The organism is Salinimicrobium oceani (assembly GCF_012037645.1).
Map to the genome: position 1 here is coordinate 86,788 of NZ_JAAVJR010000001.1, position 23,555 is coordinate 110,342.

The 23,555-nt window shown below is 42.1% G+C and carries 20 protein-coding genes, 1 tRNA gene and 1 riboswitch; of the genes, 13 read left to right on the forward strand and 8 right to left on the reverse strand.

Going from position 1 to position 23,555, the window contains the following annotated elements; all coding sequences use genetic code 11:
• Window position 1 precedes the first annotated feature (1 nt).
• The 3 genes from lolA1 to ribB are packed head-to-tail and all read left to right on the forward strand — an operon-like array spanning window position 2 to window position 3,263.
• The gene (gene lolA1, locus HC175_RS00345; protein WP_168136535.1) at window positions 2–646 is read left to right on the forward strand and encodes an outer membrane lipoprotein periplasmic chaperone LolA1; all 645 of its coding nucleotides are present in this window, start codon (window positions 2–4) and stop codon (window positions 644–646) included.
• Entirely contained in the window at window positions 647–2,095 is a 1,449-nt protein-coding gene (locus tag HC175_RS00350) for an LptF/LptG family permease (RefSeq protein WP_168136536.1), read from the forward strand. It begins immediately after the preceding gene.
• A 31-nt stretch (window positions 2,096–2,126) separates the two neighbouring features.
• A complete protein-coding gene (gene ribB / locus HC175_RS00355) occupies window positions 2,127–3,263 on the forward strand; it encodes a 3,4-dihydroxy-2-butanone-4-phosphate synthase (RefSeq protein ID WP_168136537.1) in 1,137 nt (378 codons plus the stop codon).
• Here the strand turns inward: ribB and HC175_RS00360 are convergent.
• Window positions 3,260–3,889, reverse strand: a complete 630-nt coding sequence (locus HC175_RS00360) for an NAD(P)H-dependent oxidoreductase (protein WP_168136538.1) — start codon at window positions 3,887–3,889, stop codon at window positions 3,260–3,262. The genes ribB and HC175_RS00360 overlap by 4 nt on opposite strands.
• Window positions 3,890–4,312: 423 nt before the next feature.
• Here HC175_RS00360 and HC175_RS00365 point away from each other — a divergent pair, with 423 nt between their 5' ends.
• Complete coding sequence (locus HC175_RS00365; protein WP_168136539.1) at window positions 4,313–5,350, forward strand: helix-turn-helix domain-containing protein; 1,038 nt, start codon at window positions 4,313–4,315, stop codon at window positions 5,348–5,350.
• A gap of 8 nt (window positions 5,351–5,358) precedes the next feature.
• On the opposite strand, the gene ligD is transcribed toward HC175_RS00365, so the two are convergent.
• Window positions 5,359–7,785 carry a DNA ligase D gene (ligD, locus tag HC175_RS00370; RefSeq protein ID WP_168136540.1) on the reverse strand — a complete coding sequence of 809 codons (2,427 nt, stop codon included), beginning with the start codon at window positions 7,783–7,785 and terminating at the stop codon, window positions 5,359–5,361.
• On the reverse strand, window positions 7,785–8,564 hold the full coding sequence (gene ku / locus HC175_RS00375; RefSeq protein ID WP_168137105.1) for a non-homologous end joining protein Ku: 780 nt from the start codon (window positions 8,562–8,564) through the stop codon (window positions 7,785–7,787). The genes ligD and ku overlap by 1 nt, the downstream gene beginning before the upstream one ends.
• A gap of 220 nt (window positions 8,565–8,784) precedes the next feature.
• On the opposite strand from ku, the gene HC175_RS00380 reads away from it, so the two are divergent.
• Genes HC175_RS00380 through HC175_RS00390 form a run of 3 tightly spaced genes read left to right on the forward strand, consistent with a single transcriptional unit; the run spans window position 8,785 to window position 10,682 of the window.
• A complete protein-coding gene (locus tag HC175_RS00380; RefSeq protein ID WP_168136541.1) occupies window positions 8,785–9,642 on the forward strand; it encodes an SDR family NAD(P)-dependent oxidoreductase in 858 nt (285 codons plus the stop codon).
• Window positions 9,643–9,647: 5 nt separating this feature from the next.
• Window positions 9,648–10,307 carry a flavodoxin family protein gene (locus tag HC175_RS00385; RefSeq protein WP_168136542.1) on the forward strand — a complete coding sequence of 220 codons (660 nt, stop codon included), beginning with the start codon at window positions 9,648–9,650 and terminating at the stop codon, window positions 10,305–10,307.
• Window positions 10,308–10,325: 18 nt separating this feature from the next.
• Window positions 10,326–10,682 carry a phage holin family protein gene (locus tag HC175_RS00390; RefSeq protein ID WP_168136543.1) on the forward strand — a complete coding sequence of 119 codons (357 nt, stop codon included), beginning with the start codon at window positions 10,326–10,328 and terminating at the stop codon, window positions 10,680–10,682.
• 51 nt (window positions 10,683–10,733) lie between these two features.
• Here HC175_RS00390 and namA read toward each other — a convergent pair whose 3' ends face one another.
• On the reverse strand, window positions 10,734–11,816 hold the full coding sequence (gene namA / locus HC175_RS00395) for an NADPH dehydrogenase NamA (RefSeq protein ID WP_168136544.1): 1,083 nt from the start codon (window positions 11,814–11,816) through the stop codon (window positions 10,734–10,736).
• A 203-nt stretch (window positions 11,817–12,019) separates the two neighbouring features.
• Here namA and xseA point away from each other — a divergent pair, with 203 nt between their 5' ends.
• The 5 genes from xseA to xth all read left to right on the forward strand — a co-directional run bounded on the left by xseA (window position 12,020) and on the right by xth (window position 16,853).
• Window positions 12,020–13,264: an exodeoxyribonuclease VII large subunit gene (gene xseA / locus HC175_RS00400; protein WP_168136545.1), complete on the forward strand. Its 1,245-nt coding sequence runs from the start codon at window positions 12,020–12,022 to the stop codon at window positions 13,262–13,264.
• A gap of 6 nt (window positions 13,265–13,270) precedes the next feature.
• Window positions 13,271–13,474 (forward strand): exodeoxyribonuclease VII small subunit, encoded by a 204-nt coding sequence (xseB, locus tag HC175_RS00405; protein ID WP_168136546.1) that lies wholly within the window; start codon window positions 13,271–13,273, stop codon window positions 13,472–13,474.
• Between the two features lie 145 nt (window positions 13,475–13,619).
• Window positions 13,620–14,738 carry a GAF domain-containing sensor histidine kinase gene (locus tag HC175_RS00410; RefSeq protein ID WP_168136547.1) on the forward strand — a complete coding sequence of 373 codons (1,119 nt, stop codon included), beginning with the start codon at window positions 13,620–13,622 and terminating at the stop codon, window positions 14,736–14,738.
• Window positions 14,739–14,916: 178 nt separating this feature from the next.
• Window positions 14,917–16,080, forward strand: a complete 1,164-nt coding sequence (locus HC175_RS00415) for a PQQ-dependent sugar dehydrogenase (RefSeq protein ID WP_168136548.1) — start codon at window positions 14,917–14,919, stop codon at window positions 16,078–16,080.
• Window positions 16,077–16,853, forward strand: a complete 777-nt coding sequence (gene xth / locus HC175_RS00420; protein WP_168136549.1) for an exodeoxyribonuclease III — start codon at window positions 16,077–16,079, stop codon at window positions 16,851–16,853. The genes HC175_RS00415 and xth overlap by 4 nt, the downstream gene beginning before the upstream one ends.
• Here xth and HC175_RS00425 read toward each other — a convergent pair.
• From HC175_RS00425 to HC175_RS00440, 4 genes are all read right to left on the reverse strand, one after another.
• Window positions 16,820–17,728 (reverse strand): YfhO family protein, encoded by a 909-nt coding sequence (locus HC175_RS00425; protein ID WP_168136550.1) that lies wholly within the window; start codon window positions 17,726–17,728, stop codon window positions 16,820–16,822. The genes xth and HC175_RS00425 overlap by 34 nt on opposite strands.
• A gap of 144 nt (window positions 17,729–17,872) precedes the next feature.
• Window positions 17,873–18,829, reverse strand: coding sequence for a methylenetetrahydrofolate reductase [NAD(P)H] (gene metF / locus HC175_RS00430; protein ID WP_168136551.1), 957 nt, complete (start codon window positions 18,827–18,829; stop codon window positions 17,873–17,875).
• Between the two features lie 38 nt (window positions 18,830–18,867).
• Window positions 18,868–21,663 (reverse strand): methionine synthase, encoded by a 2,796-nt coding sequence (metH, locus tag HC175_RS00435; RefSeq protein WP_168136552.1) that lies wholly within the window; start codon window positions 21,661–21,663, stop codon window positions 18,868–18,870.
• A gap of 3 nt (window positions 21,664–21,666) precedes the next feature.
• Window positions 21,667–22,689, reverse strand: a complete 1,023-nt coding sequence (locus tag HC175_RS00440) for a homocysteine S-methyltransferase family protein (protein WP_168136553.1) — start codon at window positions 22,687–22,689, stop codon at window positions 21,667–21,669.
• Window positions 22,690–22,735: 46 nt separating this feature from the next.
• Window positions 22,736–22,837, reverse strand: a riboswitch (SAM riboswitch).
• Between the two features lie 260 nt (window positions 22,838–23,097).
• Between HC175_RS00440 and HC175_RS00445 the strand changes: the two genes are divergently transcribed.
• Window positions 23,098–23,182 (forward strand) — tRNA-Ser (locus tag HC175_RS00445).
• Window positions 23,183–23,555: the final 373 nt, after the last annotated feature.

The window sequence follows — 23,555 nt, forward strand, 5'->3', positions numbered from 1 at the left end:
AATGAAAAAATTAGTTTTTGTAGCAGTAGCATTTATGACCTTTTTAGCAGGAACGGCACAGTCCGCAGACAAAGCTACGGCCTTGCTCAATGAAGTTTCCTCTAAAGTGGATTCTTACCAGAACATAGTTATCGATTTTAAGTACGGCCTTGAAAATACTGCTGAAAATGTAAAGCACGAAACCCGTGGCGACGTAAGTCTTCAGGGAGAAAAATATCTTTTGAATATCATGGGTACTACCAGGCTTTTTGATGGTAAGAAGTTATATACCATCATCCCGGAAGATGAGGAGATCAATATTTCCACCTATGATCCAAAAAAAGATCAGGACATCACGCCCTCAAAAATGCTTACCTTCTACAATGATGGATACAAGGCAAAATGGGGCCCTACCCAGGATATTAAAGGGAGAAAGATCCAGTATATTCAGCTTACGCCTATCGACTCCAAAGCCGAGATCAAGGAAATCCAGCTAGGAATTGATAAGCAGACAAAGCATATTTATAATCTTATCCAGACACAGGATAATGGAACAAAGATCACAATTACCGTGAACAGCTTTAAAACAGATCAACCCCTTCCTCAATCTCTCTTTGAGTTTAAGGAGAACAGGTACAAAGACTACTATATTAACAGACTCGACTAATTGAAGATTCTAGACAGGTACATACTTACCAGCTACCTAAAAACATTTTTCTCGGTTTTTGTAATACTCATGTTCATATTTGTATTACAAACTATCTGGCTGTATATAGGCGAATTGGCTGGAAAGGATCTGGACCTGGAAGTTATCTTTAAATTCCTGCTCTATTTTAGTCCTAAGCTTGTACCCCTTGTACTTCCGCTTACCATTTTACTTACTTCCATTATGACCTTTGGAAGTTTTGCAGAGAATTATGAATTCGCCGCTATGAAGTCGGCTGGAATTTCCCTGCAAAGGGCAATGCGTTCGCTTACCTTCTTTATTCTTTTTGTGAGTGTAACTGCTTTCCTTTTTGCCAACAACGTTATTCCTGCGGCCGAATACAAATCGATAAACCTTCGCAAAAACATTGCCCAACTCAAGCCTGCTATGGTGATTTCTGAAGGTGTTTTTAATGATCTGGGTCAGATCAACATCAAAGTGGATGAAAAGTCGGGTGAGAACGGGCAGTACCTGGAGAATGTTATTATTCATAAGAAGAATGAACGCAGACCAGGAAATTATACCGTGATCAAGGCAACCGAAGGCGAACTTGTAGGCGGCACCGGCACAAATATTCTGAGTCTTATTTTAAAAGACGGGAATTATTATGATGAGATCATGTCGAACTCTCCTAAAGACAGGATCAAAAAACCCTTTGCAAAGAGTTATTTTAAAGAGTACACCATTAATATGGATCTTTCGGGATTTAATGATGTAGATCTTGATGAAGAGCGATACAGCAATTCACACAATATGCTCAAGATCTCCGAATTAAATCAAACCATTGACTCCTTCTCCACCTCCTATAATGAGGAAATCGAAAGGTTATCTACTAATATGTATAACCGCACCGGACTAGAGAATTTGCGGAAAGAAATAAGACCCGAAGACAGTATAGCAAATCTGGAAGAAGGAATTCTTCCCTTATATGAAACTTACAGGGCTTCTCAAATCCTGAATCTTGCGTTAGGAAGCGTGACCCAGGCTAAAACCGTTTTAAACGCAAAACAATCTGAGCTTAATCAGGCTGCGAAAAGATTAAACAAATTTGAAATTGCTTTGCATGAAAAGTATGTACTGGCTTTTGCCTGTGTAATTCTTTTCTTTGTTGGAGCTCCTCTTGGCGCCATTATTCGAAAGGGAGGAATGGGATTGCCAATGGTTATTGCTATTTTGATGTTCCTCACCTACCACTTTATTGGAATTTTTGCGAAAAACAGCGCTGAAGAGGGACAAATAAGCCCCTTTTTGGGAACCTGGCTTTCTACGCTGGTAATGTTACCTCTGGGAATTATCCTTACATATAGGGCAACAACAGATCAAGGTCTTTTCAGTTTTAGTATACTTTTTGAGCCCTTTAAAAAGCTTCTGAAAAAGGCTCATATCATGGGACGATCCGAAAAGGATTAATATCTTTGCCTGAAATAATCACAGGTAAACCATGACCACGGAAACTTCTCTCAAACTACATACGATTAAAGAAGCTATTGACGACATAAGAGCCGGCAAGGTGATCATAGTTGTTGATGATGAAGACCGGGAAAATGAAGGAGATTTTCTCGCTGCCGCCGCAAAGGTAACCCCCGAAATGATCAATTTCATGGCTACCCACGGTAGAGGTCTTATTTGTGCACCACTTACAGAAAGGCGTTGTAAGGAGCTGGAGCTGGAAATGATGGTGGGAAATAGTACAGATCCTCTTGAAACTGCCTTTACAATTTCCGTAGATCTTAAAGGTAAGGGTGTTACTACCGGTATTTCAGCATCTGACAGAGCAGAGACCATTCGTTCCCTTATTGATAAGGAGACCCGCCCCAATGATCTAAGCCGCCCAGGTCACATTTTTCCATTAAAGGCTAAAGAAGGTGGTGTTCTTAGGCGCACTGGTCATACAGAAGCAGCCATTGATTTTGCACGTTTAGCAGGATTTGAGCCGGCAGGAGTTATCGTGGAGATCATGAACGACGATGGTACGATGGCAAGATTGCCCCAGCTCGTAAAAGTAGCAGAGAAGTTTGACCTTAAGATCGTTTCCATTGAAGACCTGGTTGCCTACAGAATGCAACATGATTCCCTTATAGTAAAAAAGGAAGATTTTGATATTGAAACGAGGTTTGGAAACTTCAGGTTAAGGGCCTATGAACAAACTACTAATAAACAGATCCATATTGCTCTGTCAAAAGGAGCATGGAAATCTACAGACCCGGTGTTGGTGCGCATGAATTCAACACTGGTCAATAATGACATTTTAGGGACCCTAACCAGTAATGCAGACAAAAAACTGGATGATATGTTCAAGGCTGTTAATGAAGAAGGCAAAGGCGCCATAGTCTTCATTAATCAGGAGAGCCAGTCAATGAACCTTCTTTCCAGACTTAAAGATTTAAAAACCCTTCAGAAGCAGGGAGAAATGAAGGCTCCTCCCCTAGTTCTCGATACCAAGGATTTTGGTATTGGCGCACAAATTCTGCATGACCTGGAAATTCATAAGATCAGGTTACTGTCTAATACTAGACAAACTAAAAGAGTGGGAATGATTGGATATGGATTAGAGATCACCGAATATGTGAACTACTAGAGTTCGATCACTGTCTCTTCGAGCGGTCTTCTTACCTTTTTTAACTCCGAAAAGAAATCGTCTTGTGCCCTGTATCCTACAGGCAGCGCAAGCACCGCCTCAAGGTTATGGTCGTCCAATTTGAGTAACCCATTATATTTTATGGGTTCAAAACCTTCCATGGGGCATGAGTCGATCTCTTCAACAGCACATACGGTAAGTAAGGTTCCCAATACAAGGTAAGCCTGATGTGTCGCCCAGATCTTCACTTCATCTATAGGCTTTTTCTCAAAACTTCCAATAAGAGATTCCCGAAATGGATCCAGGATCTCGTCTGGAGTTTTTCTGATATCCTGTACAGTTTTAAAATGTTTCTCTATAAAATCCTTGCCAACAGATTTTTCAATACAGATCACAAGAACATGTGAAGCAGTACCAATTTGTTTCTGGTTATAAGAAGCAGACATCAACTGCTCCTGAATCTCCTTATTCTGAACCACTACAAGCTTTAGAGGCTGCAGTCCATAAGAAGTAGCTGTAAGGTTAAAAGTTCTTTTTAATATTTCGATTTTCTCTGCCGGAAGGATCTTATTGGGATCAAATTTCTTTGTGGCATAGCGCCACTTTAATGCTTTAACACTCTTCATCTTTTTCCTTTGTGCAAAGATACATCAGCCTTACCGACGTTCCAAATAGCAAACCTGCCAGGCAGTGCCTGGTCCTTAACGCCTTCTGTCCTTTCGCTCGCGATACATACTATATACTTTCCGAAAAAGAAAGATACTTACGAATAAAACTACCAGAACTTCCAGTCCCAGTATAAGGTAAAATAAAATCATAGGCTAAAACCCAGGGATTTAAAATTTTGTACGAAAAAATTAAAATTAGCTTAAAGAAGCGTTAAACGTTACCGTTTTTGGCACGATCTGTACAATTTATAACACAATTTTGGCGCACAGATCCTTCAAAAATACCTAGGTTTAAGATATACATGAACATATAAAACAGCTCATTTAGGAGTCTGTTTTTGAACTTTTATTTTTCTGGTTAGAAATTAAGAAAAAACAATAATGGAATTATTTGTCAAGGCTCTTCCTGTGGAAGAAATTATAGAAAATTTTTCAAAACAATTTAAAACACCTTTTAAAAAAGATGGCGGAGAACTCACCGTTGAACTCCCTGAGCAAATGGGACAAGGATATATTAGAGGCTCCAGTTTTTCTTCTGGAGTAGGAATTATTGAATACCACGTGACATTCTATCACGACCTGCAAATCCATTTCACCATTAATGAAACGCATCCGCTAAAATTTATTTTCTGTTCTGAAGGTAAAGTAGACCATGCTTTTGAGGAAAATATGGAAGTGCATACCATAGACATGTATCAGAATGTGATAGTCTCAAGCAGCGGCCATAATGGTCATGTGCTCTTTTTCAAGGCGAATGAAACTGCTCATGTGACCAGTCTGGAAATTATAAGAAGTGAATTCAGTAAGCGTCGCAATTATGATTTTAAGGATCTGGACCCGAAAATGGATAAGATCTTTCGAGATAAGGTGGCTCAGGAATTATTCTTTTATCAGGGAAACTACAGCATCCAGGCTGCAGATATTGTTGAAGCCATCAGCAATAAAGAACATACTGGGTTTTTAAGGTCTATCTTCCTGGAAGGAAAAGCATACGAAATGCTTGCCAAGCAAATAAGTCAGTTTCACGATGACCAGCAAGACGGGAACAGGTCAATTATCTTGCGCCGCTCAGATGTTGAAAAAGTGAAAAAAGCAGTTGAAATTATTTCTCAGGACCTCAATAAGAATTATTCGGTAGATCATCTGGCCAAAGAAGTAGGAACCAACGTAAATAAGTTGCAGGAAGGATTTAAGTACATGTTCAATCTTACAGTAAACAAATACGTACAACAGGTGAAACTTGAAGCTGCGAAAGAGATGTTGCACAATTCAGATCACAACATTTCGCAAATTGTTGGACTTATTGGCCTTAACAACCGCAGCTATTTTTCTAAAATTTTCAAGGAGAAATATGGAGTAAGCCCTAAGTATTTTCTGCAACAGCACGCTGTAGAATTAGATCAGGACGTCGAGGACTAATATTCTGCTTATTCTCCAGAAAGGGCATTTATTGCTTTTTCAATATCAACTCCCTTTCCTAAAACAGGCTTGAAGAAATCGGGCTTTTCCTGAATCCTTGCTGGCATCGTCTTAATATTAAAGTCTCTCATATCCAGCCCCGGTTTTACCTCTTTCCAATCAAGAGGAGCTGAGACTGTCGCCCCGGGTTTCGGTCTTGCGCAATAAGGAGCTGCAAGGGTCTGCCCCTTTCGATTCTGTAAAAAATCAAGATAGATCTTCCCCTTTCTTTTTTTCACATTTCTTTCCATGGAAGTGAGATCAGGAAGCTCCTCTTTGATGAAATAACATAAGATCTTGGTGAAATCTTTTGCCTCATCGTAAGTATATCTGGCACCCAACGGGATGTAAATGTGGATGCCGCTGGAACCTGAAGTTTTTACGTAACCTTTGATCTTAGCCTTATCCAGCACTTCTTTGGCTACAAGAGCAACTTCAATTACCTGTTCAAAAGAGGTTTTTTCTGAAGGGTCTATATCGATAACTGTATAGTCTGGATATAACAAATTCTCTTTACTTGAATTCCACGGGTTTAGCTCAATGCATCCCAGGTTGGCCAGGTAAATAAGACTCGCCTCATTCTGACACATGAGGTACTCGATCTCCCTGTTATTGTGCTTTGAAAAGACCTTGATCGTTTCCAGCCAGTGAGGAAAGATACCGGCGGTGTCTTTTTGATAGAATCCCTCCTCGTTAATTCCGTTTGGATGACGATGCAGGTTTTGTGGCCTGTTGACAAGGTAGGGCAGAATAGTTTCTGAAACCTGAAGGTAGTATTCAATAAGATCATATTTTCTCAACCCCGATTCTGGCCAGTAAACCTTATCCAAATTACTTATAGGCACAGAGATCCCTCCTATTTCAAGTGCTTCCCCTTCCTTCTTTTTGGCGGGGTTTTGCTTTGGCACCTTTACTGTTTTCTCTTTGGTTACTTCCTGTGGAACCTTATCCATGCGCAGCCCCTTGAAAGAAGGATGTCTCATGTGACCAGAACGGGTCCATTCCGCAAATTTCACTTCACATATAAGTTCAGGATGAAGCCAGGTGGCCACCCGTCCCTTCAGGTTGATCTTCCTGGAAAAGGGTTTTTCCTGAGTGATCAAAGGCTGAAATTTTTCATGTAAATCCTTCTTGTTCTGATCGCTGAACCCAGTCCCACAATTTCCAATATATACTAACTCATCATCCCGATGCATTCCAAGAATTATCGAACCAAAAGGACCACCCGTGTCAGAATCTGTATAGCCGCAGATAAGGGCCTCCTGACTTTCAAAAGCTTTTATCTTTAACCATTTATCGCTTCTGATGCCGGGAGCATATTGAGAATCAGCTTTTTTGGCTATCACCCCTTCCATCCCAGATTCTACTGCCTGCTCAAAAAAGGTTTTTCCCATACTTTCCACATGGTCACAGTAAAATACCTGCGGAATATCTTCAATTACTGCTGGTAAAAGGCTTTTCCTTTCGGTAAGGGGCAGGTGCATAATATTATGGCCGTTGAGATACAGCAAATCGAAAACATAATATCTTAATTCCCCTGAAGGTGCCTTTTGATAATTCTGAAGCTTCTGAAACACCGGTTTACCCGACTCATCCAGCACCACAATCTCCCCGTCTAAAATGACATCATGAGGGATATTTTTTAATTGTTCATAGATCTCTCTGAATTTCGCTTTAAAGGAAATCCCATTCCTGGAGTAAAGATCTACCTTCCCTTTTTGAATATTTGCAAGGGCGCGATATCCATCCCACTTCAGTTCATAGATCCAGTTGGCCTTATTAAAGATCTCTGGGGCTTTTGTAGCCAGCATGGGCTTTACCAGTTCGGTGATCTCAAGTTGCTTTACCTTTTCGGTCGCCGCGTGATCACTCAAGTTTTCAGCATCATAAACAAGATCTGTTGAGAATTCGTCTTTCTTTTTAATAAGCAGCCATTGGTTGTCCTTTTCTCCTCCTCTTCTGGTATGGACCAATGCAAAAGTTCCTTTGATCTTAGTGCCCGAAAATGTAATTTTAAGATCTCCTTTTTTTAGCATTTTTAAGAGGTCTTTCTCAGTCCCTCCACCAGAAGCTTCGTATGTCCCTTCATCCCAGATACTCATTTCTCCGGCCCCGTAATTTCCTTTGGGAATAGTCCCGTGAAAGTTGAGATACTTTATAGGATGATCCTCGGTCATGATGGCCAGCCGCTTATCATCTGGATTCATGGAGGGTCCTTTAGGCACGGCCCAGCTTTTAAGGACACCTTCCATTTCCAACCGAAGGTCATAATGCAGGCGCCTCGCCCGGTGTCTTTGGATGACAAATCGCAGGCTCCCGTTATTTTTTCCAATCTCAGCATCAGGTTCGGGAGTCTTTGAGAAATTCCGTTTTTTGATGTACTCGTCAAGTGCCATTAAGATGCTTTACTTTTCTTTTTCTTTTTGTCGAGACTAGCTTTTAATTGCGCCATAAGATCGGTCGCAGGTGTCGCTTTGGATTCAAATTTCTCCACTTTCGTTTTCTTGCCTCCGGTTTTTGCTTTTATGATCTTTAAGAGTTGATCATTGTAGACATCCTTATATTTTTCGAAATTGAACTCTTCAGTATATTGTTCAATAAGAGACTTGGCCATATCTATCTCCTTTTTTGAGACCTTTGTATCTGGAAGTTTAAGCTCTGAAGGATCTCTAATCTCATCGGAAAATCTTATAACGTGCAGCACCAGGGCATCCTTGTAAACTCCTACAAGGCTCAGGTTTTCTTTTGCTCTCATTACAAAAGTAGCCACTCCTAATTTTCCCGTGTCTTTTAAAGCTTCCTTTAAAAGATTATAAGACTTCTCACCATCCTTTTGTGGTTCAAGAAAGTAAGGTTTTTTGAAGAGAACGTCGGCAACATCTTTTTCTTCAATGAATTCTTCAATATCAATGGTGCGCGACTTCTTCATATTGGCCTTGTCAAAATCTTCCTTTTCAAGGACAATGTATGAGTCATCCTGTCGATAACCTTTTACAATATCTTTCCATTCCACTTCTTCCCCTGTAACCTCATTAACGCGCTTGTATCTTATCCGCGCATGATCGTTCTTATCGAGCATATCCAGTTCCAGTTTCCTTTCTTCGCTCCCGGAATACATCTTAATGGGAATGGTTACTAAACCAAAGCTAATCGAGCCGTTCCATATTGACCTCATGACCTCAAATCCTTTAATGTTCCCATACAAGATACCTGAATTTTTGTGTCTTAAATTACTCATTAGCATTGCCTTAACTGAATCCTTTCAAAATTTTGAATTATCGTTAAGATTTGAGAAAAAAACCGCTAAAGCTTTCTTAATCCTTTTGTGACGGGAGCAAAAGCTTTTAAATTAGAAATAGGCGGCTTTGCCTTATAATCAGAAAATGAAAAAGACTATGAAAAGATTGGAAAAGAAAGTAGCTGTGATTACAGGCGGAGCTACAGGGATTGGCGAAGCGATCTCGAAAAAATTTGCTGCAGAGGGAGCCGAAGTATTTCTCATAGGCATGCCACAGGACCCTGTCAAGGATGTGATCAATGATATCAAAAAAACAAAAGCTAAAGCCATAGGTTTTTCTGCTGATATTTCTTCTGAAGAAAATGCACGCGCAGCAATTGAAACCGCTGTAAAGCACTTTGGACGTATCGATATTTTGATCAATAATGCCGGCGTTTACCCTGAAGCTAATACCATTGATGAATACACCATAGAAGCATTTGACAATCTCATCAAGAATAACCTTAGAACCGCATTTCTAATGACCAAATTTGCTATACCGCATTTAAAAAAAAGCCGTGGATGCATTGTCTCTGCCGGCTCTGAGGCAGGGAAAATTGGCATTCCAAATGTAACTCCTTACGGTGGTACAAAACGCTTCATTCACGCCTTCATGAAAGGAGTAGCTGCTGAACAGGCTAAGAATGGCATTAGAGCAAATTGTGTAGCTCCAGGGCCAATTGATACTGCATGGACACACAAGGAAACCAGTGATATCAATAAAAAGATCGAAAAGCAAATGATGAGTGCTACTCCTCTTGGACGCAGAGGTACGCCCGAGGAAATTGCGAATGTTTATCTCTTCCTGGCATCAGATGAAGCCTCTTATGTAACAGGAGCGATCTTCTCTGCCGATGGGGGAATAACTATAGGGAAAGGTCCCGTTGGGGATGAGGTGCCCTCAAAGCTAAAAAAAGAACCTAAAGGTAATCTAAAACTAAAGCATCAAATGGATGGTGCAACTAACATGAGATAAAAATTATGGCATTAAAAGCACTCTTTCTGAATTGTACATTAAAGAAATCTCCAGAAACCTCAAACACGGCCGCTTTCATCAAACAGGCGGAGAAAATCTTTGCAGAGCTCGACGTTAAGACCGAGCAGGTAAGGGTGATTGATCACCAGGTGAAGTTTGGAAATTCCTCAGATGAGGGTACTAGAGACGATTGGCCGGAAATCCTTGAAAAGGTAAAGGCCAGTGACATCATGATAATCGCAACCCCAATTTGGCGTGGTGACCGCAGCTCTGTTGCCAAACTTGTAGCCGAAAGGTTTGATGGGATCTGGAATGAGGCCGATGAGGCCACCGGCCAGTATCCTACCTTTAATAAAGTGGCCGGCGTAATGGTAGATGGCAATGAAGATGGTGCAAAAAAAGCCATTTCCAGTATCTGTTTTGATCTTTCAGAGCATGGTTTTACAGTGCCGGTGAACGCTTTTAGCTATTACGTTGGCAAGGCAGGACCTGGCCCTGCGTACATAGAAGCAAAAGGAGACAGGCATTTCTTCACCAATCGGAATCTTTATCACATGGTTTACAATCTGGTTCACCTGGCGAAGGTCCTTAAAGAAAAACCTTACCCAACCAATGTGAATGACCTCAAGAAAAAAGCGGAAAAAATAAGCGATACTGAAAACTAACCAATAAACCAAACACATATGCTTAACTGGCTCCTACACATTATCATTGATGCTGCTGTACTCCTAATTGCAGCAAAAATGTTACCTAAAGTTGAGATCAAGGGATGGAAGACAGCCCTGGTAGTAGCATTACTTATAGGTATCCTGAGCTTCTTTTTGAGCTGGATCCTCACTGCAGTTCTCAATATCGCAACTCTGGGATTATTTTTCTTTCTTGGCCTTGGTTTTATCACCAGGATCATCGCTTTCGCGATCATCATTGAACTGGCCGATAAGTTGAGTACCGGGTTTAAAACTCATGGCTTCATGCCTTCCTTATGGCTTGCTATACTCATTGCTATTGTAGGTTCTCTGGTAGATTGGATCATTCTTTAACAGAGGTGCCAAAAATGACAAATCCCGCCATAATTTCCTGGCGGGACTTTTTTATTCCCGAGGTCTGGATCGCAGATACTGTTTAGGCCAGCTAACTTCTGCTCCCAATTCCTGGGCTGCCTGGAATGGAAAATATGGATTCCTTAGCAATTCTCTTCCTAGAAAAATAAGATCGGCCTGCTCCTGTTCAAGTACTTCTTCAGCTTCCTTAGCTGTTGTGATCAAACCAACCGCAGCAGTCATTATTCCTGATTTTCTTTTTATTTCTTCTGAAAATGGCACCTGATATTTCTTCTGCACGGGAATATTTACCTTAGGCACCAGGCCACCAGAAGAGCAGTCGATAAGGTCTACCTCATTTTTCAGAAGCAACTTAGATAATTCTACTGCTTCTTCCAGATTCCAGCCTCCTTCAGCCCAATCTGTTGCCGAAATTCTTACGAACAGCGGTAGTTCCTCCGGCCATTCTTCCCTTACGGCATTTACCACCTCAAGCAGTAACCGGGAGCGGTTTTCAAAACTTCCGCCATAACTGTCCTTTCTTTTATTGCTTAGAGGAGAAAGAAATTCGTGAAGCAGGTAGCCGTGAGCAGCGTGAATTTCTACTACTTTAAAGCCCGCTCTTTTTGCCCTTTTTGCTGCCTTTCTAAAATCGCTTATCACCTTTTTTATACCAATATCATCAAGAGATAATGGGGCCGTATGATCTTCATAAAAAGAGATGGCAGAGGGCGCAACAGGTTGCCAGCCTCCTTCGTTTTCATTCACTACAGCTCCCCCTTCCCAGGGCCTCAAGGTAGAAGCTTTTCTTCCGGCATGCGCAAGCTGGATACCGGGAACACTTCCCTGTTCTTCCAAAAATGCCGTTATCTCCTTCAGTTTTTCCACGTGTTCATCTTTCCATATCCCAAGATCACCTGGAGAGATACGGCCTTCAGGAGAAACCGCAGTAGCTTCAGAAATAATGAGTCCGGCGCCTCCAACTGCCCTGGTGCCTAAATGTACGAGGTGCCAGTTATTTGCAAAACCATCTTCACTGCTGTACATACACATAGGAGAAACTCCAATGCGGTTTTTGAGTTCAATGCTTCTTATCTTTAATGGCCTGAAGAGCCGGTTCGAATTTTCTGTCATAAATTTTACTTTCGTTTGATCTTGATCTGTTCCTCCAAAATTAATGAAAGGAAAAGCATTAAGCCGGAAGGCATCATAGGAAAACCGGATCATGAGATCGACATACGTGATAAAAGATCAGGAAACGGCAGATCGCTATTTTCATGCTTTTATTTTTTCTACTGAAATTTTAAAATATCTTCGCTTATAACAACAGTAGCAAAATGGCCAAAAGAGTCTTTTCCCTTTCCAAACTTACCGAAGCTATCGAAAATGTGATCAATGCACATTGCAGCAAGGTTGTTTGGGTCAAGGCCGAAATAGTAAAGCTGAATCATTACCCCCACACCGGTCACTGTTATCCAGATCTTGTTGAAAAAAAGGATGGAAGGATCATAGCTGAATTGAAGGGAAATATCTGGAAGGCAAATTTTGATCATATTAATGAGAAATTCAGGCAGATCTTAAATGAAGATCTGCGTGATGACATGACGGTGGTTGTAAAGGCTACGGTAACCTATCATTCGGTTTACGGTCTGGCCCTGAATATTCTCGATATTGATCCTGAATATACTTTGGGCGAACTCGCTCGCCAGCGTGCAGAAGCCATAAAAAAACTCATGGCAGAAGGCCTTTTTGAAGCCAATAAAAAATTGTTGCTTCCTGTACTGCCAAAAACCCTTGCAATCATATCTGTAGACAGCAGCAAAGGATATCAGGATTTCATCAATGTGATTGAGCATAATCAATGGGGTTATAAAATTCACTATAAACTCTTTCCCGCAATTCTACAGGGAGAAAGGGCCGTGATCACCATAAGATCCCAGTTGTCGAGGATCAGAAAACACCAATCTAAATTTGACGCCGTTGCCATTATAAGAGGAGGGGGCGGGGATATTGGTTTAAGCTGCTATGATAATTATATTTTAGCAAAGGAGATAGCAGGCTTTCCAATTCCGGTTTTGACTGGCATTGGCCATTCCACAAACGAGACCGTTAGTGAGCTGGTAAGTTATCGAAGTTTCATCACCCCTACCAAGATTGCGGAATTTCTGCTCCAGGAGTTTAACGATTTTGCAATGCCTCTAAGAGAGCATGTACGCAGGTTAAAGAATGCATCGACGCTCCTGCTGGAAAGGCGTACTTCCCAGGTGGACCAGGTAACCAGCTCCTTTGGATTTTTGGCAGGTCGCACCTTAGTACATCACAAGAATATTCTTAAAAGTTATAATACAAGTTTAATTGGCAGCAGTAAAGGCAAATTCAAAGAGGAAGGGGCAGAGCTTAAGTCTCTTGCCGGTGCTGTAGCTTTACTATCTCCAAAGAGTATTTTAAAAAGAGGCTTCAGCATTACCAGGAAGGATGGAAAGGTCATTACCAGCACCGCATCGCTTAAACCAGGAGACCAGATTGAAACCGAATTATTTTCAGGAAAAACTTTTGCTACCATTACTAAAAATGAAGGCTAGACCACTATGGGAACTAAATTGACATATACAGAAGCATTTTCTGAATTACAGCAGATCGTGGAAGAAATGGAAAATTCTCAAATAGGAATTGACGAACTTGATGCCAAAGTAAAGCGTGCCTCTGCCCTTCTAAAGATTTGCCGGGAGAAGCTTTTTAAAACAGAACAGAACGTCCTGGAAACCCTTAAAAACATAGAATCAGGGGATTAAAACAACCTGATGGTTATTTCAAAATTTATTCGTAAGTTGCATGATTCTCTGTAATTTATAAAATTCAGCTTTTATCGAAGTTAAGCGTAAAAAAGATTTATCTGGTGACGTTGCTGCCATAAATCAGATCTCCATTGTTCCTCAATTGCTTCAAATCGTTTGTAGCACAACAAACCTTCGATTTGCCGCGATTGCCCGCGTTACAAATGAGAGATGGGTAGCCTGTGCTACAATGGATAATGTTCCACTTGGTTTAAATCCTAGTGATGAACTCAATATAGATGATACCTTTTGCCAGCAGGTTCACAGGGAGGGAGAGATCGTTATCTTTGATGATGTAGACAAGAGCGAGAGATACTGCGATCATCACGTGCCCAAACTCTACGGGATCAAAAGCTATATTTCTGTGCCAATCTACAAAAGGAATGGAGAATTCTTCGGAACGCTCTGCGCGCTTGATTCTGTTCCCGGTAATATTGATACTGACGAAGTAAAAGGTATGTTCAGGCTTTTTACAGATCTAATTTCCTTTCACCTGAATGCACAGGATGAAGTAAAAGCTGCAGAAGCTGAACTTCAGGAAGAGCGTAAAGTGGCCGAACTTAGAGATCAATTCATAGCCATTCTTGGTCACGATCTTAAGAATCCCATTGCCACCATGCGCATGAGTGCAGACATTCTCTTGAAGATGTCTAAGGAAGAGCTAACGCAGCGGCATGCAGCCATGATCAAATCCACCTCGTACAGAATGCAGGGCCTCATTGAGAACATCCTGGATTTTGCTCGCGGCCAAATGGGAGAAGGGCTTGTACTTGAGAAAAAAGCTCATAATGGCAGCCTGCAGGAAATGATGGAACAGGTCATTAAAGAAATAAAGATAACTACTCCAAACAGAGAAATTATTTTCACTTGTGAGCTACAGGATGAAGTGTGGTGTGATAAAAACAGAATTGGCCAACTGCTCTCAAACCTACTTGCAAACGCCGACCAGCATGGCCATGCAGATGCTCCTATTTTTGTTAAGGCAATTACAACCGGAACAAATTTCGAACTCAGCGTTACCAATAAAGGTAAGAAGATCCCTACGGAATCTCTTGAGCATCTTTTTCAGCCGTTCTACAGGGAAGATGATGATACCAAGAAAGGACTGGGACTGGGGCTGTTTATAGCTTCAGAAATTGCCAAAGCTCATGAGGGACAACTTCTGGTGACCTCGACAGAAGAAGAAACTTCGTTCACTCTTCAAATTCCAGCCAGCGCCTGAAAGAGGTTCCAAAAATGCCATTTTTGAGACCCCTAATTTTTACTTTTCCCTGACTTGAGATTTTTTATTGGAATTTGGTGAAAATTTGCAAAGCTTAAACATCCTGTGTTAAGGTTTATTAAGCATCTTGCCCGCAGCATGAAGTCTTTTTATCTTAGGTAGATACAAAACTACTGCTATGAAAAGAAATCAACACCCACAGGTAATTTCCCTCCCCGTTCCAGGCTTACAAAGATTCTGGATCAGCTTTTTTCTAATTGTTCTTTTAAGCGCTGCAGCGCTGGCACAAAAGCCCACGGTCAAAACAGACGCGGGCGATGTGAAGATCCATAAAATTGCTGAAAACCTTGATCATCCCTGGGGAATGGCTTTCCTCCCCGATTCCCGGCTTCTAGTCACCGAAAGAGCTGGTGCCTTGAGAATTCTGGAAAAGGATAGCACTCTTTCTGTACCGCTATCAGGAACTCCTAAGGTTTTTGCTGAAGGTCAGGGTGGTTTGCTTGATGTTGCTTTACATCCAAATTTTGAAGAAAATAATTATGTATACCTAACCTTTTCCGAGCCCGGTGAAAATAATACAGCGACAACAGCTCTAGGAAGAGGGAAGCTTTTAGGGAATTCTATCGAAGGTTTTGAAGTACTGTTCAGAATGGAACCAAAAGTTGAAGGTCCCAATCATTTTGGAGGTCGAATCATCTTTACTCCCGAAAATGACATTTTTCTCACCCTTGCTGAAAGGTTCAAATTTGAACCCGCCCAAGACCTCTCAAGTCATTTAGGAACTATTGTAAGACTTAAAGAGGATGGAACTCCTTCTGAAGCAAATCCTTCTTTTGAAGAATCGGGTGCCAGGGAAGAGATCTGGTCTTACGGTCACAGGAATATCGAAAGTGCAGCCCTTCATCCCGAAACCGGAACCTTGTGGGTAGCAGAGATGGGACCTATGGGAGGCGATGAATTGCAGCCTGTTGAAGCTGGTAAGAATTACGGCTGGCCAGTAGTGAGCTGGGGTGATAACTATGACGGCAGCAAAATTCCCAGGCCCACTACCCGACCCGAATTTGCAGATGCTTTAATCAAGTGGACGCCTACCATCTCTCCTTCGGGAATGATCTTTTACAACGGCGATCTTTTTCCTGAATGGAAGAACAGTATGATGATTGGCGGGCTCACTTCTACCGGAATCGTACGTGTTCAAGTAGATGATGGCAATGCAAAAGAAGTAGAACGCATTCCGCTTTCTGTAAGAGTAAGAGATGTGGAACAAGGTCCAGATGGGTCGATATGGGTGTTGACAGATGAGGATAACGGGAAGATCTTACAGCTAAAACCTCTGAAATGAAAATCGCCACTTACAATGTAAATGGCATTAATGCGAGGTTGCCGGTACTACTTCAGTGGCTTAAGGATTCTGAACCCGATGTAGTTTGTCTTCAGGAGCTCAAGTCTCCCGACGAGAAAATTCCGAAGGAAGAGATCATAAAGGCAGGTTACAAAGCCATCTGGCACGGCCAAAAACGGTGGAATGGAGTAGCTATACTCGCAAAGGAACATCTTGAGATCCAGGAAGTAGGCCGCGGCCTGGAAGGAGAGCCCGAAGATGAACAGAGCCGATACATAGAGGCAATGATCAATGATATTTTAATTGGCTGCCTCTACCTTCCCAACGGTAATCCCGCTCCCGGTCCTAAATTTGATTATAAATTAAGATGGTTTGACCGACTTTCCACCAGGGCAAAAGATCTTCTCGATCAAGATATCCCGGTACTTCTCACTGGAGATTTCAATGTCATGCCAACAGAAAAAGATGTATATAAACCTGAAAGGTGGATAGATGATGCGCTGTTTCGGCCAGAGGTAAGGCAAGCGTATCACAAGATCGTCGCCCAGGGCTGGACAGATGCAATAAGAAAATTATATCCTGAAGAAACTATCTACACCTTCTGGGATTACTTTCGGAATGCCTACGGAAGGAATGCCGGTTTGCGGATCGACCATTTTCTGCTAAGTCCGCAGCTTAGTGAAAAACTTAGGAATGCCGGAGTAGATAAGCAGGTGAGAGGTTGGGAGAAAACCAGTGATCACGCTCCTGTTTGGATAGAACTTGAAGTCTGAGCCCCGGCAGCTGTGCCCGATCTAATTTTTCTAAAGAGCAGGAAACTGAAGAGGAGCGTTAGTACCAGGGCAGTAGGCATAATGAAAACCACCGGAACTACATTTACACCTGTCATTGCCATAGCAACAATCTTTGCAACCAAAGCAGTTAACAGGAAGCAAAGGAAGATAAGGGTTACTGCGGACATCATGTAACCCAGATCTTTGTTTTTCCAAAGTAACAGGCCAGAAACAAAAGCCAGAGGAAGAAAGAGAGACAGATCCAGTCCCTGAACTGTGAGGCTTGTGTAATGCGCTACAGCAGCCGGAAAAATACTTCCGTCAAGCAATGGTGTAATAATGATCTCCAGCCACAGTAAAGCTATTGCTATCGACAGGAACATTAAGAATCCTCCAATAAGCTTTCGGCTTAAATCGGTATGGAATTTCTCTTTTAAACCAGAAAATCTTACTTCAAAAAGTGTGATCGCTAAGGCAAAAAATGAAAGCGATGTAATAAGAACATAAAGCAGGAAAAGAGTATTGTACATACCCATGTTCATATAGAACAGATAGGTTAGGAAGAAAAAATGCAATATTCCGGCATGAAAGAGAACAGCCTTCAGCTTTCCCCTTTTCAGGAAGTATAGGGAAACAAGAAGTACCGGGACTGCGATGAAAAGTGTAACATAATCATGTGCTATTCCCTGGATGGCTACATCTGCAGACATGTGTTGATAGAGTCCGCGGCCATAGATCTCCACTTCTTTTCCTCTAATGGATTCATAAAAATATGGCTCCCCTCCATTAGTGTAAAAGATTCCTGCAGCCGCTGCTATTGCTGCACTTATTGAAGTAAGAATTGACAATACCGAAATGATCCTGAAATTTCTCATTTTTAGAAGGAATTAAAGGATAAAGCTCAGAATCTGGAAGCTGAAAAACAATGATAAAAATCAAGCGTTCCAGTTCAACAGGAATAATTTCTATGGAACCTAAAACTATGCTCTCAAAAATGTCATTTTTGGGAGCTTTTTTAGTTAAAAAACCTGAGAGGCTATTGCCTTGATGTTAGCGCTCTTACCCATGGAATAATAATGAAGCACAGGAATACCTGCAGCAACCAGTTCCTTGCTCTGCTCGATACACCACTCGATCCCAACCTGGTGCACCTCTTCGTTATTGCTGCATTTTTCAACTTCGAGGGTAAGATCATTGGGCAGGTCGACGTGAAACCGGTGAGGAATAAGCGTAAGCTGCTTTTTTGTGGCAATTGGTTTGAGTCCCGGAATTATAGGAACTGTAATCCCGCTCTCCCTGCATTGAGCCTCAAATTCAAAGAATTTTTTATTATCAAAGAACATTTGTGTCACGACATATTCGGCTCCTGCCTCGATCTTTGCCTTTAGCCGCTGAATATCCTTCTGAAGGCTTGGAGCCTCCATATGTTTTTCGGGATATCCCGCCACGCCAATACAGAAATCGGTATTATGCCCGTTTTCCAGGGCCTCATCCAAAAACCGACCATGATTCATTTCAGAAATTTGCTGAACAAGTTCATTTGCGTAGTTATGCCCCTGAGGATCGGGGGAAAAGTAGATCTCGCTCTTTACTGCATCTCCTCTCAAAGCCATTACATTCTTAATTCCGAGGAAATCGAGGTCGATGAGGAAATTTTCAGTATCCTCTTTTGAAAATCCGCCGCAGAGAATGTGTGGTACAGCATCAACTTTGTATTTACTTTGTATCGCTGCACAAATCCCAACTGTGCCGGGTCTTTTTCGAACCACTCTTTTTTCCAATAAGCCTTTAGCGCGCTCAATATAAACATACTCTTCCCGGTGATAGGTCACATCAATAAAAGGAGGATTGAATTCCATAAGAGGATCGATCCCGTCAAAGATCGACTGAATATTCTGCCCTTTTAAAGGGGGTAAGATTTCGAAGGAAAAAAGGGTTTTATTTTTTGAAGCAGCTAAGTGTTCGGTTATTTTCATGGATAATTCTTCAGAATTCTATAGGATCTATTTTTTTTCTATTCATCTGCAATGGAAGGGCTGAGCCATTTTTCGGCCTCCTCAAGCGGAATTTCCTTCCTTTTGGCAAAATCTGCTACCTGATCTTTAGTGATCTTGCCAACTCCAAAATACCGGGCTTCGGGATTTGCAAAATAATATCCGCTTACACTTGCGGCAGGCCACATGGCAAGGCTTTCGGTTAGCTTTACCCCAATGCGCTCTTCCACTTTGAGAAGGTCCCATATTGTCAATTTTTCAAGATGATCTGGACAGGCTGGATATCCTGGAGCAGGCCGAATTCCTTTGTAGCTTTCTTTGATAAGCTCTTCATTGCTCAGGGCTTCATTGGGTGCATAACCCCAATCCTGAGTTCTTATTTTTTTATGGAGATATTCAGCAAAGGCTTCTGCAAGTCTATCGGAAAGCGCTTTTATAAGAATGGAGTTGTATTGATCGTGTTCTGCTTCAAAGCTCCTGGCAAGTTCTTCTGTTCCGAAGCCTGTGGAGACACAGAAGCAGCCAACGTAATCCTGTACTCCCGACTCTTTTGGTGCAATAAAATCTGCAAGTGCGAAATTCGGTTTTCCTTCGTATTTGCTTAACTGCTGCCTAAGGGTCCTGAAAATGACATTTTTGGCACCCGTTGTTGCTTCGGAATTCACTTCAATATCATCCGAATTTACAGAGTTTGCAGGAAACAGGCCAAAGACTGCCTTTGCTTTAAGCAGCTTTTTTTCGAGAATCAAATTCAGCAGTTCATTTGCATCTTTGAAAAGGGAGGTTGCATGTTCTCCTACGATCTCGTCATCAAGAATGGCCGGAAATCTTCCATGCAGCTCCCAACTTCTGAAAAACGGAGTCCAGTCTATAAACGGAAGCAATTTTTCAAGTTCCATATCTTCAATCACCTGAACTCCGAGTTGATTTGGTTTTGTAATTTCTGTTGTTTGCCAGTCAATCTGGTACCGGTTCTCTCTTGCTTCAGCAATACTTAGATATTCCTTGACCTTACTTCTCTTTTTGAAGTTCTTCCTGAAATTGTCGTATTCAGCTTTAAGATTGGCCCGAAATTCCTGATTGGTCTCTTTTTTCAGCAGCTCCCCTACCACTGTCACGGCCCTGGATGCATCATTAATATGAACTACTGCATTGCTGTAATGAGGATCGATCTTGACCGCAGTATGCGCCTTTGAAGTCGTGGCACCTCCAATCAATAACGGAACCTGAAATCCCTGTCTTTCCATTTCCTGAGCCAAAAAGGCCATTTCATCAAGAGATGGAGTGATGAGTCCGCTAAGGCCAATCGCATCAACCTGTTCGGCTTTTGCGGTCTCAATGATCTTTTGTGGTGGCACCATTACTCCCAGGTCAATGATCTCATAATTATTGCAAGCCAGTACGACGCTCACTATGTTTTTGCCAATATCGTGAACATCACCTTTAACGGTGGCCAAGAGGATCTTTCCAGCTCCCCCCGCCCCCGAACGAGGAGTAAAAGCTTCCTCCTCGGTTCGCACCTCTCCCTGGCTCCTCTCCTCCTTAAGAGTTTGGGGGGCTTTCTTCTCTTCTTCAATATATGGCAGCAAATGAGCCACTGCTCTTTTCATTACCCTGGCCGATTTCACTACCTGGGGCAGGAACATCTTTCCACTGCCAAAAAGGTCTCCTACTACGTTCATTCCTGTCATGAGCGGACCTTCAATTACATCTAAAGTACGGGAAGACCTCGATCTTGCCTCTTCCACATCTTCTACTATATACTGGTCTATTCCTTTTACCAACGCGTGGCTGATTCGTTTTTGCAGGGGCTCGTCTCTCCAGGAAAGGTCTACTTTACTTTCCTTTTCCTTTCCAACAACAGTTTCAGCAAAAGTGAGAAGTCGTTCTGTCGCATCATCCCTTCTGTCGAGAACAACATCTTCCACATGTTCCAGGAGTTCCTTCGGAATGTTATCATACACCTCCAGCAGGGCCGGATTAACAATTCCCATATTCATTCCTGCCTTAATAGCGTGATACAGGAACACAGAGTGCATTGCTTCGCGGACAGGATCATTTCCGCGGAAGGAGAAGGAAACATTACTTACTCCGCCGCTGAGGCTCACAAAAGGCAGATTTTCTCTGGCCCAACGAGTCGCTTCAATATAATCTAGAGCATTTCGGCGATGCTCTTCCATTCCCGTCCCCACAGGAAATATATTTAAATCGAGGATAATATCTTCGGGAGGAAATTTTGCTCTTTCCGTTAAAAGCTGGTAAGATCGTTTTGCGATTTCCACCCGTCGCTCGTAATTATCGGCCTGGCCTGTTTCATCAAAGGCCATAACTACCACAGCAGCCCCATAACGGCGTATCTTCCTGGCCTGAGCAAGAAAATCCTCTTCTCCTTCCTTTAAACTGATAGAATTCACGACACATTTGCCCTGCACTACCTGCAGCCCTGCTTCTATGATCTCCCATTTAGAGCTATCGATCATAATAGGAATACGGGCTATATCGGGTTCAGCAACTATGAGATTAAGAAATTTCACCATGGCTTCCTTTCCGTCAATGAGTCCGTCGTCCATGTTAACATCCAGGATCTGCGCTCCTCCTTCTACCTGTTCGCGCGCTACAGAAAGTGCTTCTTCGTATCTTTCTTCCTTGATCAATCTCAGGAACTTTTTGGAACCGGCCACATTGGTGCGTTCCCCAACATTAATGAAATTAGATTCGGGTGTCACCACTAGTGGTTCAAGCCCAGAAAGTTTTAGATGTCGCTCCTGCTTACCTGTCAAAAATGTCATTTTTGAGATACTTTTTTCTTCTACCATTTTTTACTCTGTTTCAGTTTCAGGTTGAACGAGATTCGAAAATTTTCTGGGAGCATAATCTTTAGCTACGCTTGCAATAGCCTTGATATGCGCGGGAGTTGTTCCGCAGCAGCCACCAAGAATATTGACGAGGCCGCGGGACAAATACTCCCGAATTTGCTCTGCCATCTCCTTCGGACTCTGGTCGTACTCCCCAAAGGCATTTGGCAGCCCGGCGTTGGGGTAGGCAGAAATTCCGAAATCAGATTTTCTGGCCAGGACTTCCAGGTGCGGCGTAAGCTGTTTTGCACCTAAAGCGCAATTGAATCCAACACTCAGCAGCGGAATATGAGAAATCGAGATGAGGAAGGCTTCAGCAGTTTGCCCACTTAAGGTACGGCCCGAAGCGTCGGTAATAGTCCCGCTTATCATCACCGGAATTTCGATCTGCATTTCTTCCTTCAGGTCTTCAATGGCAAAAAGGGCAGCCTTGGCATTCAAGGTGTCAAAAACCGTCTCTACCAGTAACACATCTACCCCACCGTCTATGAGAGCTTTTGCCTGCTCCTTGTAGGCAGCAGATAATTCTGTAAAGGAAATTGCTCTAAACCCTGGATCATTCACATCTGGAGACATGCTGGCTGTTTTATTGGTAGGACCAATAGCTCCCGCCACAAAGCGTGGTTTTTCAGGGTCTTCAAAAGTGACTTTCTGAGCCACTTCTTTAGCGATCCTTGCCGACTCATAGTTGAGCTCGTACACAAGGTCCTGCATTTGATAATCGGCCATTGCTATACTGGTAGCCGAAAAGGTGTTGGTTTCAACAATATCTGCTCCTGCATCGAAATACTTCCGGTGAATTTCGGCAATTGCTTTGGGCTGGGTAATGGATAAGAGGTCATTGTTGCCCTTGAGAGAAACAGGCCAATCCTGAAAACGATTTCCGCGGAAGTCATCTTCTGTGAACTTATATTCCTGCAACATGGTACCCATGGCACCATCGAGGATCAATATTTTTTGAGAGAGTAAATCTTCAATTTTTGACATATTTTGCACAATAGAGCTATCAAAAAAGAAGACGAAAAAGAATTCTTAGTTATCTATCCACAAATTTGTGGTAGAACGTAGCACCTTCTCCTAAGGAGGGTTGCTAAGGTTTCTTCGGGTCTAATCCCTCAACCTTTCTTGATAACTTGTTTAATAAATAAAGAACTGAAGCAAATATATCTATTAATGCCGGAAAACCAAAAATGCGGTGCTTTAAAAAAAAACAAAATCCCTATTTAACCTGCAGAAGAGAAAATTTCACTGCGGAAGCCATGACAATCAATTTTCCCAAAATGAGCTAAGCTCCTGCGGGGCTGATCATTAACCGGGGGAACAAAATTTCTTACCTTAAAAATTGAATTTTATTCTTCCTTATTTGAAAAAGCTTATTATATTTGCATCCGCTAAGGAGAAATGGCAGAGTGGTCGAATGCGGCAGTCTTGAAAACTGTTGAGGGTCACACCTCCGGGGGTTCGAATCCCTCTTTCTCCGCACTTTAAATGCTTCCCTGAAAGGGGAAGCATTTTTATTTTTAGGAAGGTTTAAACGGAGTTTAAAAAACCTGGATTAAAATATAAATATTTACAGGCGCAGCCTGAAGCATTGAAGGTGTGTAAGGATCCCCCTTTTTGGATCATCTTCAAATAATCCCTCTTTCTCCGCAAGGAAAATCCGCGAAAAAAAGTAGAACAAAAGCATTTTCTGGATCATTCCGGAAGGCCCTTCTGGGTTTCAGAAATAAAAAAACCACTAACTTATGAGTCAGTGGTTTTGTTTAAGATCGGTCATAATGTCCGAGACAAAAATTAAGGTTCGACAGCTGCCAGTCTTCCCGGAAATTTCTTAATACCCTACATATAATTAA

What these genes read in the sequence shown, in the direction of transcription:
- lolA1 (WP_168136535.1), top strand. Translation starts at nt 2, where the DNA reads ATGAAAAAATTAGTTTTTGTAGCAGTAGCATTTATGACCTTTTTAGCA.
- ribB (WP_168136537.1), top strand. Translation starts at nt 2,127, where the DNA reads ATGACCACGGAAACTTCTCTCAAACTACATACGATTAAAGAAGCTATT.
- HC175_RS00360 (WP_168136538.1), bottom strand. Translation starts at nt 3,889, where the DNA reads ATGAAGAGTGTTAAAGCATTAAAGTGGCGCTATGCCACAAAGAAATTT.
- HC175_RS00365 (WP_168136539.1), top strand. Translation starts at nt 4,313, where the DNA reads ATGGAATTATTTGTCAAGGCTCTTCCTGTGGAAGAAATTATAGAAAAT.
- ligD (WP_168136540.1), bottom strand. Translation starts at nt 7,785, where the DNA reads ATGGCACTTGACGAGTACATCAAAAAACGGAATTTCTCAAAGACTCCC.
- ku (WP_168137105.1), bottom strand. Translation starts at nt 8,564, where the DNA reads ATGAGGTCAATATGGAACGGCTCGATTAGCTTTGGTTTAGTAACCATT.
- HC175_RS00380 (WP_168136541.1), top strand. Translation starts at nt 8,785, where the DNA reads ATGAAAAGATTGGAAAAGAAAGTAGCTGTGATTACAGGCGGAGCTACA.
- HC175_RS00385 (WP_168136542.1), top strand. Translation starts at nt 9,648, where the DNA reads ATGGCATTAAAAGCACTCTTTCTGAATTGTACATTAAAGAAATCTCCA.
- HC175_RS00390 (WP_168136543.1), top strand. Translation starts at nt 10,326, where the DNA reads ATGCTTAACTGGCTCCTACACATTATCATTGATGCTGCTGTACTCCTA.
- namA (WP_168136544.1), bottom strand. Translation starts at nt 11,816, where the DNA reads ATGACAGAAAATTCGAACCGGCTCTTCAGGCCATTAAAGATAAGAAGC.
- xseA (WP_168136545.1), top strand. Translation starts at nt 12,020, where the DNA reads ATGGCCAAAAGAGTCTTTTCCCTTTCCAAACTTACCGAAGCTATCGAA.
- xseB (WP_168136546.1), top strand. Translation starts at nt 13,271, where the DNA reads ATGGGAACTAAATTGACATATACAGAAGCATTTTCTGAATTACAGCAG.
- HC175_RS00415 (WP_168136548.1), top strand. Translation starts at nt 14,917, where the DNA reads ATGAAAAGAAATCAACACCCACAGGTAATTTCCCTCCCCGTTCCAGGC.
- xth (WP_168136549.1), top strand. Translation starts at nt 16,077, where the DNA reads ATGAAAATCGCCACTTACAATGTAAATGGCATTAATGCGAGGTTGCCG.
- HC175_RS00425 (WP_168136550.1), bottom strand. Translation starts at nt 17,728, where the DNA reads ATGAGAAATTTCAGGATCATTTCGGTATTGTCAATTCTTACTTCAATA.
- metF (WP_168136551.1), bottom strand. Translation starts at nt 18,829, where the DNA reads ATGAAAATAACCGAACACTTAGCTGCTTCAAAAAATAAAACCCTTTTT.
- metH (WP_168136552.1), bottom strand. Translation starts at nt 21,663, where the DNA reads ATGGTAGAAGAAAAAAGTATCTCAAAAATGACATTTTTGACAGGTAAG.
- HC175_RS00440 (WP_168136553.1), bottom strand. Translation starts at nt 22,689, where the DNA reads ATGTCAAAAATTGAAGATTTACTCTCTCAAAAAATATTGATCCTCGAT.